This window comes from Bacillus sp. BB081 (genome assembly GCF_008368895.1).
GTDB classification, from domain to species: Bacteria; Bacillota; Bacilli; order Bacillales; family Bacillaceae_G; genus Bacillus_A; species Bacillus_A wiedmannii.
Window position 1 is genome coordinate 18,671 of record NZ_QOZX01000107.1, and the last position, 12,337, is coordinate 31,007.

At 34.3% G+C, this 12,337-nt stretch carries 15 protein-coding genes and 3 pseudogenes; 17 read left to right on the forward strand and 1 reads right to left on the reverse strand.

Annotated elements, in window-relative coordinates; translation table 11 throughout:
- Positions 1-14 precede the first annotated feature (14 nt).
- On the reverse strand, positions 15-1,958 hold the full coding sequence (locus DN394_RS27860; protein ID WP_149294434.1) for an elongation factor G: 1,944 nt from the start codon (positions 1,956-1,958) through the stop codon (positions 15-17).
- Between the two features lie 264 nt (positions 1,959-2,222).
- Here DN394_RS27860 and DN394_RS27870 point away from each other — a divergent pair, with 264 nt between their 5' ends.
- The 17 genes and pseudogenes from DN394_RS27870 to DN394_RS30005 form a co-directional block, all read left to right on the forward strand.
- On the forward strand, positions 2,223-2,651 hold the full coding sequence (locus DN394_RS27870) for a MarR family winged helix-turn-helix transcriptional regulator (RefSeq protein WP_000204172.1): 429 nt from the start codon (positions 2,223-2,225) through the stop codon (positions 2,649-2,651).
- A gap of 18 nt (positions 2,652-2,669) precedes the next feature.
- Positions 2,670-3,308, forward strand: a complete 639-nt coding sequence (locus DN394_RS27875) for a nitroreductase family protein (protein ID WP_046954223.1) — start codon at positions 2,670-2,672, stop codon at positions 3,306-3,308.
- A 46-nt stretch (positions 3,309-3,354) separates the two neighbouring features.
- Positions 3,355-3,648, forward strand: a complete 294-nt coding sequence (locus DN394_RS27880) for a putative quinol monooxygenase (protein WP_000583815.1) — start codon at positions 3,355-3,357, stop codon at positions 3,646-3,648.
- Positions 3,649-3,861: 213 nt separating this feature from the next.
- The gene (locus tag DN394_RS27885; protein ID WP_001988920.1) at positions 3,862-4,137 is read left to right on the forward strand and encodes a TIGR04197 family type VII secretion effector; all 276 of its coding nucleotides are present in this window, start codon (positions 3,862-3,864) and stop codon (positions 4,135-4,137) included.
- Positions 4,138-4,177: 40 nt separating this feature from the next.
- Positions 4,178-4,540: a DUF3958 family protein gene (locus DN394_RS27890; protein WP_098057012.1), complete on the forward strand. Its 363-nt coding sequence runs from the start codon at positions 4,178-4,180 to the stop codon at positions 4,538-4,540.
- Positions 4,537-6,027 carry a polymorphic toxin type 50 domain-containing protein gene (locus tag DN394_RS27895; RefSeq protein ID WP_149294435.1) on the forward strand — a complete coding sequence of 497 codons (1,491 nt, stop codon included), beginning with the start codon at positions 4,537-4,539 and terminating at the stop codon, positions 6,025-6,027. The genes DN394_RS27890 and DN394_RS27895 overlap by 4 nt, the downstream gene beginning before the upstream one ends.
- Positions 6,028-6,051: 24 nt before the next feature.
- Positions 6,052-6,390 (forward strand): hypothetical protein, encoded by a 339-nt coding sequence (locus DN394_RS27900; RefSeq protein WP_000540188.1) that lies wholly within the window; start codon positions 6,052-6,054, stop codon positions 6,388-6,390.
- Positions 6,391-6,621: 231 nt separating this feature from the next.
- Positions 6,622-6,783, forward strand: a complete 162-nt coding sequence (locus tag DN394_RS29640; protein ID WP_242474882.1) for a hypothetical protein — start codon at positions 6,622-6,624, stop codon at positions 6,781-6,783.
- A 125-nt stretch (positions 6,784-6,908) separates the two neighbouring features.
- Positions 6,909-7,268 (forward strand): SMI1/KNR4 family protein, encoded by a 360-nt coding sequence (locus DN394_RS27910; protein WP_000417647.1) that lies wholly within the window; start codon positions 6,909-6,911, stop codon positions 7,266-7,268.
- Positions 7,261-7,818, forward strand: a complete 558-nt coding sequence (locus DN394_RS27915; RefSeq protein ID WP_098953434.1) for an RNA 2'-phosphotransferase — start codon at positions 7,261-7,263, stop codon at positions 7,816-7,818. Before DN394_RS27910 ends, DN394_RS27915 begins: the two co-directional genes overlap by 8 nt.
- Positions 7,819-8,117: 299 nt before the next feature.
- Positions 8,118-8,361 (forward strand): annotated as a pseudogene (locus DN394_RS29910) (hypothetical protein); the annotation flags it as partial.
- Positions 8,362-8,591: 230 nt separating this feature from the next.
- Positions 8,592-9,119 carry a hypothetical protein gene (locus DN394_RS27925; protein WP_001278745.1) on the forward strand — a complete coding sequence of 176 codons (528 nt, stop codon included), beginning with the start codon at positions 8,592-8,594 and terminating at the stop codon, positions 9,117-9,119.
- A 363-nt stretch (positions 9,120-9,482) separates the two neighbouring features.
- Complete coding sequence (locus DN394_RS27930; protein WP_149294436.1) at positions 9,483-9,806, forward strand: hypothetical protein; 324 nt, start codon at positions 9,483-9,485, stop codon at positions 9,804-9,806.
- Positions 9,807-9,852: 46 nt separating this feature from the next.
- Complete coding sequence (locus tag DN394_RS27935; RefSeq protein WP_229143359.1) at positions 9,853-10,173, forward strand: hypothetical protein; 321 nt, start codon at positions 9,853-9,855, stop codon at positions 10,171-10,173.
- Between the two features lie 754 nt (positions 10,174-10,927).
- Positions 10,928-11,339 (forward strand): annotated as a pseudogene (locus tag DN394_RS29915) (hypothetical protein); the annotation flags it as partial.
- Positions 11,340-11,341: 2 nt separating this feature from the next.
- A complete protein-coding gene (locus DN394_RS27950; RefSeq protein WP_149294437.1) occupies positions 11,342-11,800 on the forward strand; it encodes a hypothetical protein in 459 nt (152 codons plus the stop codon).
- A gap of 361 nt (positions 11,801-12,161) precedes the next feature.
- Positions 12,162-12,337, forward strand: a pseudogene (locus DN394_RS30005) (T7SS effector LXG polymorphic toxin); the annotation flags it as partial.

Consider the following 12,337-nt stretch of genomic DNA (forward strand, 5'->3'; position numbering starts at 1 on the left):
ACCTCTTTTTTTATTTAATAAGCCTTCAACACATGAAGCAAATAATCTTTCCGGTTCAGCGGATTATAATCAACACGTTTTCGAGTAGGGAAGGGAGCCTTCAGTTTTGTGTAACCAGATGGCTTCGTTGTAAAAATGCCTTCTCCTTCAGTGAATGAATGAAGCATTCGCTTAAAGTTCTCCGTTTTCGCAACAGGTAGCGATCCTGTTAAATGGTAGGAGTCATTATTGAATATAGGCTCGCTAAAAGTTGCTGGAATAGCAGCTAATTTATACATTGCGGTACTAATTGCGTGCTCCGGTACAGTTAATTCAAACTCGTCTACTGGTTCAAATGCATATGTTTCAGCGTGCTTTAAAGCGTCCATTAATACGAGTGGTGTTAAGTTTCTAAAGTCACTCGCTGTTGTAACAGGACTAGCATAACCAGTATGAGTTAACGTAACGATAATATCCGTAACTTCCCATCCGTACAAACCTTGTTTTAATGTTTGGAATACAGTATCTTCAATCGCTTTATGAAATGCTAAAGGTAGTGAGCCGAGTTCAACGCCTAATTTATATGTTATGCCATAATTAAGTTCACCACGTTCAACTTTGAATCCGACTGTTGCGTAAAATGGATTCGTTTTTTCTCCCATTACTTCAACGGAATTCCCAATGCCAATTGGTTTCTCAATACAGACAACTCGTGTATTTGAGAAAGTAACCTGTAAATTATATTTCTCATAAAGTGTTGTTTCAATTACTTCTTTTTGTACCTCACCGAAAAGGCGAATATATAGTTCATTATGAACATCATCTTTCCACACTTTAATGAGTGGATCTTCTTCACATAGTTCCATAAGAGCAGCGTATAAATCATGAATTCGTTCCTTAGGTACTGCTTCAATAGCAGCTTCCATTTGTGGTTCGGCAAAGTGAATGTTTTTTATAGAATCCGTCCGTTCACCAATAATATCACCAATTTTAATATCACTCAGTCCCCACACTTTGCAAAATTCTCCGCTAGGAACGGTAGAAGCTTGAACAGCGTTTCCGTTATGAAACATACATATTTTCTTAATTTTTTCTTTATGTGTTAGAGCTTCCGCACGTTGTATATCAACATATTTTCTAACGTGTATACGACCAGAAAAAATTCTTACATAAGCAATCTTTTCCCCAGAAGGTTCACGTTCAATTTTAAAAACAACACCAGATAATGTTTCATCTTGTAGCGATGTATTGGCTGGAATTAGGGCCGGAAGTTTTTCAAGTAGTTCCGTTACTCCTATACCTGTCATTGCTGAACCGAAAAAGATTGGATACACATTTGCTTGCGCTATTTGTTTAATGAGTTCTTCTTTTAATAGAGTGTCCGGTACAATTTCGTTATTTACGTATGACTCAAGTAATGATTCATTATATGGTGCTAATCGTTCAATACAATCGTCATATGATTTATATTCAATAATACGAGCTTCCTTTGTTCCTTCGTTTTGCACAGAGTAGAAGGGGAATGCTTCATTTGAAAGAATCGTTTTTATTTGCTTTACAACTTTTTCACAATTTGCGCCACTACGATCAATTTTATTTACGAATAATATAGTCGGTATGTTGAGTTTCTGTAATGTCCGCATTAAAATTTTTGTTTGTGCTTGCACACCTTCAACGGCAGAAATAACTAAAATTGCACCGTCTAAAACGCGGAATGATCGCTCCACTTCAGCGATAAAATCAGCGTGTCCAGGTGTATCAATGACATTTACTTTTACATTATCAATAAAGAAAGAAACGACAGATGCTTTAATCGTAATGCCGCGTTGTCTTTCTAATTCCATTGAGTCAGTTTGCGTACTTCCACTATCAACTCGGCCAATTTCTTTAATCACATTCGTTTCATACAGAATACGCTCAGTCAAACTCGTCTTGCCAGCGTCTACGTGCGCGACAATCCCTATATTTATTGTTGTCATATGTGAATATCCTCATTTCATTTTCCATTTTTATTTCCTCATTTCTATTTGTGTATTGCCGCATTACAATCACTCTCCAGTCATTTAAATTAGTACTATTATAGTGCAATTAACATTATTTGTAACGCGACAAAGCGCCTTAATTTGGAAAAATATAAATGAAAACAAAATGCTTGCATTCTAAATCGATATAGATTATATTAATTGACATATCAACTATTGATACATCAAACGATTTTGATTTGGATGTAAAGGAGGGTTAATATGACAAGTTCATGCTCAAAAGAAGCGATTATTTTATATAAATTACACTTTCTAAATAAAGAAGTAAGTTCGAAGTTTGAAGGGTGTACGGGTATGAGCCAGTCTCGATTAGAGCTTATACTTCAGTTATATGAAGTAGGTGAAATTAGTCAAAAAGCACTTCAGCAAGAAGTGAATATTGATAATGCTGCGATAACGAGGCATTTAAAGCAGCTTGAGGCAAATGAAATGATAGTAAGGCGTAAAAATCCAGATGATAACAGAATTACGTTAGTTTCTCTTACAGAAGAGGGAAGAAATAAAATTCAGGCGTTTCAAGAGGAAAAAGAACGTTTTGCAGCATCTGCATTTAAAGGATTAAGTGAGGAAGAACGCGATAATCTTTTAAATATGTTAAATCACATTCAAGAAAATATAAAAGAATTATAAAAAAGGGAGACTTCAACTATGACTAACTCAGTAAAAACAAATAACTTTAACGAAATTTTAACAGGCCGCCGTTCAATTCGTAAGTACGACACAACAGTAAAAATTAGTAAAGAAGAAATGACTGAAATTCTTACAGAAGCAACACTTGCACCATCATCTGTAAACATGCAACCATGGAGATTCCTTGTGATTGAAAGTGACGAAGCAAAAGCAACACTTGCTCCACTTGCGAAATTTAATCAATCTCAAGTAGAAACATCTTCAGCTATGATCGCTGTATTCGGTGATTTAAACAACTTTGATAACGCAGAAGAAATTTACGGTACAGCAGTAGAGCGCGGACTTATGCCAGCAGAAGTAAAAGAAGATCAAATGAAAAAACTTTCAGGTTACTTCTCAATGGTTACACCAGAAGTAATGAAAGATACAGTACTAATTGACGGTGGTCTTGTAGCAATGCAATTTATGTTAGCAGCACGTGCTCACGGCTATGACACTTGTCCAATTGGTGGATTTGAAAAAGACCAAATCGCAGAAGCATTCGGATTAGATAAAGAGCGTCACGTACCAGTAATGTTAATTTCAATCGGAAAAGCTGCTGACAGTGGTTACCAATCAGTACGTCTTCCAGTTGAAAAAGTTGCTGAGTGGAAATAATTTTATAAAAGAAATTCAATAAGTGAAAGATGAGAGGGGAAGCACCATGATTATTATTCACGCAATATTTCAAGTAGATCCAGCAAAACAACAATCATTTTTAGAAGAAATTCAGCCACTCATTCACGGTTCAAGAGAAGAAAGTGGAAATGTATCTTATGACTTATATAAAGATACAGAAAAAGAAAGTGTTTATACGATGGTAGAAGTATGGAAAGATGAAGCGGCAGTTGCGAGTCATAATACGAGTGAACACTTCACATCTTTCGTTAGTAAAGCAGCACAATTTTTAACTGCTCCGCTTGATATAAAAGCTTATAATGGAGAATTAGTGAAATAATAAGGTAGAAAAGGATGACTTTAGCATATGGCTGAGGTCATCTTTTTTCGTATAAGTAGAATCCACTTTGGACCCAGTTATGTTGATAGGTAAGTGTTGCTCGTATCCTCAGTAACAGCGATTGATTGTTTGTTAAATTCGAATATTCTTTTTATTAGGATATTTTTCCGTGGTATAATTTTCTTGTAAATAAATGGTAGAGGGGAGTAAGTGATGGGAGAATTTCAGAGTAATTTGCATAGGGCAACGCAACTTGCAACGAAAATGAGAAATGCTTCAGATAGAATGCAAAGTGCCACTAGCCGCTCTATAAATAAGGCAACGCGTACGACACTATCTGTGAACTTTAAAGCACAAGAAGCAAATCAGCAAAATTTACAGATCACGAAACAATTTTGCGCAGCTTTTCAACAAACGATTGATAATATCCATTCCGTAGCAAATGAATTTGAGAAAATGGATACCGGACTTCAAAAGACTTTTCAATAATGTAACAGCCTACGTAAAGGGGAAAAGGTAGGGAGAAAAGATGAGTCAAGAAATTGAAACGAGAATGAGTCAATGTAATCAAAAATTACGAATTATATTTGAAGAACAAAATGAAAACCGAATGGCGCTGCAAAATCAAGAACGAGCTGAGGCTAGTTTTCATGAATGGAAAAATAGAAGTAATCGTTTATTTAACCGAATACTAGAAACTTGGTATGGTGACAAAGAAGCATATCACCTTTTTACGAATATGCGGCAAGAGATCGGACAGTATGAAAGAAAACTTACATTCGAATTAGAAAACGAAAAAGAGACGTTGCTTAAAGAAAAACGGCATCTCAGTGAGAAAGAAAACGACCTTTCCTATGAACAGCAGCAACTACAAAGGGAGGCCAATACATGAGTTTAAACATGTATTTGGGAGAAGTACAAAGTCAAACTCAAAGTATGAACGCTATATGTAATGCTACGATTCAAAGTATGGAACAAGCCATTCAATCTATTGATGCCTTTGCGATAGATACAGTATTACAAGGACAAACATACAGTAGTGCAAAAGCCTACCTTGTCCAAACATTTCGGCCATTAGCGCAAGGAATTATATGCTTATGTGAAGAATTAATTCGCCAAAACGAAGCATTTCCAAACGATTTTCAAGCAAAAGTTGCTTCAACAGATGTTATTGAACATGAAATAAGACAACAAATACAAGAAATCAATCAATCCATTGTAAGTATAGAAGCAATAGAAGTACTTACACCGATGCCTGGAGTAGACGCAATTATTGCAGTCTTAATTGCAATGAGAAAAAAACTAGAAGAAAAACTAGAGCGTTTACAAGAATTCGAACATTCATCCAGCAACAACTACAGCACCGCCCTCCAATTAGCGGCTAGCATCACAGCTGGACTCGCTGAAGTGCAAAGTGGGAAAGGATTTAGTCCTGTGAGTGGGATGTTTAGTACACAAGGATTGAATATGGATTGGGTGAGTTCTATTCAGGGGATTATAGAAGAAACAGCACGAAAAACCGAGATGAAAGAAATTACTTTGCAAAAACAACAAATGAACTTACAAGAGCAGGAAGACAATAGATCATGGCATGAAAAAACAGCTCTTTATGCGCAAACATTTTTGCATGGAGTTATCGAATTTTTTCAAGGTGCTGGTGATGCAGCACTAGAAAACTTTTTTGGACTACAACCACATGAGAATGATAAATTAGAAAGTAAGACAACTTACCAAGCTGGAAGGTTGGCTGGAAATGTTATATCAATAGCCGGGTCCATTGTAGAAATGTTTGAAGGTATTTCGCTCATAGGCGGATCTAATTTCTTAACTATCGTGGCAGAAGTAGGAACTGGTGGGTTAGCGTCACCAATTGTTATTCCATTAGATATAGCAGCAACAGCTACTGGGGCAAGTCTTTTTGTAAATGGTGGATTTGTTTGGAATAAATCGATTCAAAATACTAAGGATACTATTCAAAAAATCCAGTCTTCTGGTGGAGGTAAGGGTGCGAGTAATCGAATACCTTCTTATGGAAAAGATTCTGTACCTAAAGGTCCATACCGTGAAGTAAATGGTTATCCAATAAAAGTGAAAGCAGGAGCTCAAGAAAAGCATATTCCCGATACACCGAACTATAAACAAGAATTAGCAAATGGAAAAAATAAGAGCATTTTCTATGGCGATAATAAAATAGCACAAGAATTGCTTGATAAGTTCGCCGGGAAAGGTGAACTATTAAAAAACGGTAGAGAAAGAGTAGACTTTGGTGAGCCAATAGGAAAATATTATGACCGCAATACTGGTGAATACCATGAGACTACTAAAGGGTTGATTCATTATGGAAAAGATGGCGCTCATATAGTACCATCAAGACCATAAAAATCATAAGAAAAGAGGATGCAAATGGGGTACGATTCTTTAATTGGAACATTAATAAATTATGAACATAGTGACATGATATTAGAATGGAAAAGTGGATTGAGGATTATTGGAGAACTAGATACAGTTTTTGAAACAGACAATGGACTAGATGAGGATGATATAAATTATACAGAATATGATGCAGCTGTATTTAGAGTAAATAATATTTTATCTCGACCTAATACAAACGAAGGTACTGTATATAATTGGCTAAAACAAGAAAAAAGTTCATTGGTTGAAATTTCTCTCTATGATGATCCGCCAAGTGCAGTGTTTTTAACTGACGGAAAAAGAGTATGGGAAAGAGAAATGTGTAAATAATAGGTGGTATATAAACTGAGACCTTGATTGGCATATATGCCAATCAAGGTTTTTCTATGTTTTTAACACCTGTAAAGAGTGTTCATCAGTGGTACGAAATTGGTTGCAAGAATAAGAGGCAGATGAGAGTATGAGTGTACTTAGGATATCTAATAGAAATCAATGTCGACTCTTTAAAGAAACAATGAGACGAACTCAAGAGATTATAGAAGTACAAGCTGGCAAACCAAGATGAAACAATTTACTTTGCAAGAACAACAATTGAACTTACAAGAGCAGGAAGACAATATTGCTGCAGCTAGAGAGGTTGGAATAGAAGTTCAAGCAACTATTAGAAACTATAAAGATCCACTTCCAACAAACCTGATTGATAGATTTACAACTAAAAAGTGAGTACCTAGAACTTGGGGAGAAGCTCTAGACTTAAGAGTTCTAAAGCAAAAGACTAGTTTTAGAAATAATAATCCAATGGGTTCATTTGAGTTAGAAAAAATGAAATAGAAAGAAGTGCTATAGCTATGGAAAAGTATTACGTTGATAAAGATATATATGTATATCCTGAATCTTACCAAAAATTCGTGGAATTGAATTTAGTTGATTTTGATGTATGGTATTTAATTGAATCTGAACAGGCTACTAGAAGGTATCATGATTTAAAGGAAAGATATCCAAAAAGAAATTTAATTCCTTTTGCTAGAAGAGATGACAACGATGATATTGCGTGTTTTGAAATTGGCAAAGGAAGTAAAGTTCAACTTATTCATGATTTTGCTTCTGAAGGTTTTGAACAAAGAAAAGAGTTTGATGATTTTTGGGAGTGGGTCGAAGTTGCTATGAAAGAAATGATTGATTACAATCGGAGTGAAGAAATTGAATAAACAAAAATTCTATACAAATTTAAGTAAAGAAGTATCTTATGCTTTACGTCATGCTCAGTGGAAATACGAATTGGAGTTAGATGAGAATGGCTGGGTGTCTGTTGAGCAGCTTTTACACGCACTTCATCAATCCATTGAATGGAGCGATGTGAAGATAGAAGATTTAAAAATAATGATTGAGAAATCTGAGAAAAAAAGGCATGAGCTAAAAGAAAATAAAATTCGTGCGTTGTATGGACATTCTATTCCCATGAAAATAGTAAAGGAAGAAGGCGTTCCACCTAAATTTCTTTATCATGGTACATCTCCCCGCTTTTTAAATTCTATTGAATTAAATGGGCTATCACCTATGTCTAGACAATATGTCCATCTTTCTGAAGATATTGTAACTGCTGAATTAGTGGGGAAAAGAAAAGATAAGCATCCTATTATTTTAGAAGTTAATACTGAAAAAGCTAGAGAAGAAGGCGTTAAATTTTATTTAGGAAATGAAAAAGTTTGGTTAGCAGATGAGATTCCTAGTGAGTTTATCGCAATTAATAAGAATTAATTGAATCTATTCTACTAGATTATGACGGCAGGAAAAATTTTTTCTTTAGGATATATATTTGAATGAACCATGTTATCTGTCTTAAAATAAACAAATAAATGGCGAGTTACTTATGGAAAATAATCAACAAGAGAGACTTCACATTTGAGGTCTCTTTTGTTGATTTAAATTGAAAATTATTATTTAAGCGAATTCTTTTTTGTACCTCGTATTGCACATACACATAGGCTTTATTTGCTGCTACATAGTATGTTTTTCAACGTTAAGAAACATTAGAAAAAGCAGGACAATATTATTAAATAGCCGGGTCTTTTGTAGAAATGTTTGAAGCTATTTCGCTCATAGGCGGATCTAATTTCTTAACTATCGTCGCAGAAGTAGGAACTGGCGGATTAGCGTCACCAATTGTTATTCCATTAGATATAGCAGCAACAGCTGCTGGGGCTAGTCTTTTTGCACATGGTGGATTTGTTTGGAATAAATCGATTCAAAATGCTAAGGATTCTATTCGGAAAATTCAGTCTCCTGGTGGAGGTAGGGGAGATGTTGGTAAGGGAGCCAGTGTAGCAGGGAACATTGGAAAAAATGATAAACTAGCAAGTCAAGGACATGTTGATGCTGGAAAACAGGGTAAACATGTCCCTGGTTAGGGGAATAATGTCTTAACCAAATTGCAGTGGGGAGTAGGGGGAAATGGAGAGACAAGGGGAAAGGTTCATATGGATGGTAAAGGAAATATACATGGATATCCTGTACAATAAAGGGGAATGATTATGAGTGATGAAATACTAAAAGTTGTTAATAAGTTATATAAGCAAGGGGATTTTCAATATCTTTTGGGAAAATTTGTTGATAAACATTTTTTGGATGGAGAAATTAATAAAATACCAAATATAAGCGTTGATAATATTACTGATTTTAGTTATTCAACATGTTTTTCTTACATTCTTCTACCACTAGATGTGAAATTTCGTTTTGGTAGTGTAGAATTCAGTGAATACGTTCGGAAGCAATCAGAAATTAATTATGTAATGCTAATGATTTCGGCAATTGCGCCATATGCAGTGGTTAAATACTTTAGATGTAGGTACACTAATGGCACAATCGATCTAGTTGAAGAGTCCTCGCCATACAATGATGAATCTAAGAAAATAGAAAGTAGTATTTTAAAATTATTAGATAGTCACGGAATAAAGAATCTTGATAAAGAAACGTTGAGTATTGAAGTGGAGGATGTTTCGTTAGAGTTAAAGGAAACAGGTGTTACTATATATAATTGTCTATTTGAAGATGAGTATTAAAAAGAAGCATTAATGATTGTGCAGAAACCAAAGGGACATAAATAATAGAGGTAGATTAGTAGTTGTTAAGAAGTGATTATAGTTCGAAAATGTAGCCTCATTGGAAAGAGAGACCCTCTTTGGTAAACGGTAATAACTTACCCCATGGGGAGAACTTTCCTATGGGAGTTTAAGAGGGGGGAGGTAATCTAACCAGCGTTGCTGATGATATTTTTAAACAAGTCAAAAGGGTAGTTAATAAATTTAATGTTGATGACGCGTATGTCAAACCAATACATTTATCAAAAACTAAAGGTAGTATAAGAACAAGTCCAGCAATGGATGTGCTTACAGGTTTATACAAAAATAGGAGGATACAAATGAATGTTTGAGGAGAAGCAGCAACAACATACTAAGTGGTTCTTAGATGGAGATTTAAAATTACGACAACAAAATCTTAGAGATGGAAGAATAGGTATTTGGGTATCGGTTCATAAATTTAACGTTTGTTTTACAATGATCATGTATGATTTTATTGAATGGTGTCGGGAGCTGGATATTAATTTAGAGGTTGATATGAGTTGGAATAACCATAGGGGCAAGGATCTGGTGTTGTTGAGATCAGAAATAAAAAGTTTCATAGACATATACAATTTAAAGCCTAATCAAGATGACGAGAAATTTTCTGAAGATGAGTGGTATTCATAATATAATGTGAACATTTTCCATAGAGGATGTGATGAAGCTACCCAGAATGAATCAATTAATTATTCACCCCATATATAATTTAGTCGTTAGAAAGGATATTAGTGATGAAAAAATAAAGAGATTTTTAAGTTATTATGAGTTCTTTACTAATAATGTAATAGATTTAGTGGGAAAAGAAGATAAAAATACCATATTGTACAGTAAATATTATTGGTATACAAAATATAAGAAAAGATATTTTGAAGTTTATGGGTATGATGCTGGTATTGAACAAGAAGGGTTTAAGTTGTTAGAAGAACTTGAAAATGAGTTGGAAGATGGTATTGATTGGGTAATAATACAGGACATTGAAGAGAGAGGAAAATAAAACTAACTGTTTTTATTTATGAGAACGACTAAGCTTGTGATGCTAAAATTAAATGTGCATAAGCACATATACAGAAACGAATACTGAAGTATATTTGCATTTGACTTAAAAATAATAAGGTATTTGAAAATACATACTTCATGATGGTTGTACCATCATAGAGTATTGTGTGCAATGATAGAATAGAAAACGAAGTACGAGTTTAGGCGAGATGACATTTTATTGGGTGACGAATATAAACACATGGAATGGACATGAATTTAATGAACTCGTAAGTTTTAACGTATTCGTTGTCACGACATATAAAAGGTGTCATACTGTTACATAAAACTTACAAAATTAATGCTACTTAAAAACATATGAACTTAAAGCACTTGATTGTCAACTAAAGGCAACCAGTGCTTTTTTATAATTACAGGGGGATGGTTTACCATTGTATCCAAGCCAAGGTGCAACAGTAGAACTTTGGGAAAGAAAACTAAAACAATTGGAAATACAAAATAAGTAAATATCAGTAAGGTGGTAAGGTGTAATGGAAAATAAAGATATTAGTTTGCTTGAAGAATTACTTTATAATACAAATAAAGAGGCTGAAGTTCCACCTGCTTTTAGATAAACTGATTTTGCTAGTTCTTATGAAGCAAGGTATAATCAGACACCTTCACTAGTTAATTCGAATGTTGAATTTGAAGGAATCAGAGGAGAATCTTTAAGTACGCTTAAATCACCACCAGACCCTGTATTGAAACGTATATTAATAGAAGCTTATTATAAGTTTGCGAAAGCTAAAGATGGTAGTAAGGGCACGGATAAAACACTATCTAAAAAGAAGTCAATACCCGATTTTGTGAAAAAACAATGGGAAGAAATATGTTGTGGATTCTTATATTCCAGGTGAAGAAATTGTCTCGAGGAAATTTATCCAATTGGCTGAAGTAAAAGAAAAGACGGCATTAAGTTATTTAAGTGAGTTTACTAAAAAGTATTCTTACGGTTCAGAAATTTCTTCAGGTAATTTTAATCCTAATGCTTTAAAAGGTGGTCGACTAGATGGAGAATTAATTTTGGAAGTCCCTGTACAAACAAAACCAGTTCCACAAAAAATTATTGAAGAGGCGAATGAGAAAGGGATTATTATTCGTGATATTAATGGGAAGGTGTATAATTAATGGAAATTTATTATTGTGATAAGTGGTCTAATATAAAGAAGAAGCCTTGGAATATTATTGATGAGAATGCAGCCAAGATACTTCATAGAAATCGACATTCTTATACTGCTGTTCTCAATGATGGAGAGCAGCCAAAGTATTTAGTAAATGTCACTGAGAAATGGGTATCGGTAAGTTTTTTGGATGATTTTCTTCGTAAATATTTACACTACGATTTTATTGTTAAAGAAGATAATAGACTATTCCTAAGGACAATAATGTATTGGGAATATGACGGGGATATACAGTTAAAAAGTATGATTTTGGGGTATCAAGAAAATGGTCATATTGCTATGGAGCAAAAAGATTCTAAAACTGGAGAAGTAGAAGAGCGAGAGAAAAAAGATGATGTATCTAGAAATTGGGATACATTCCCTGAGTTTGGCCAATACTTATATTTGTGCAAAGAAGAGAGATAATTCTTTTGAATATAAGAACAATAACTAGGCGAGATAGCTATTAGTGGGCTAAGAATATAAATAAATGGAATAAACATGAAACTAATGAATTCGTAAGTTTTAAAGATATTGTAAAGTTAATTGAAAATCCCCTCAAATGATCCTACTTAATAAGCAGATGAACTTAAAGCACTTGATTGCCGACTAAAAGCAACAAGTGCTTTTTATTTCGGAATTACAATATTTGGTACGGTGAATTATATATTCAAAACTACCAAAACAAAAGTTTCAAATGATGAAGTGCTTCCACAATTCTCTTTCATGATATGAAGAAGTTTTCAACGACTGGATTATCGTAGCAGTTTACTCTACGAGACATGCCAATCAATCGATTACAAGTATAGAAGCAATAGAAGTACTTACACCAATGCCTGGAGTAGACGCAATTATTGTAGTCTTAATTGCAATGAGAAAAAAACTAGAGCGTCTATATGAATTCAAACATTCGTCCAGCAACAACTACAGCACCACCCTCCAATTAGCGGCTAGCATCACAGC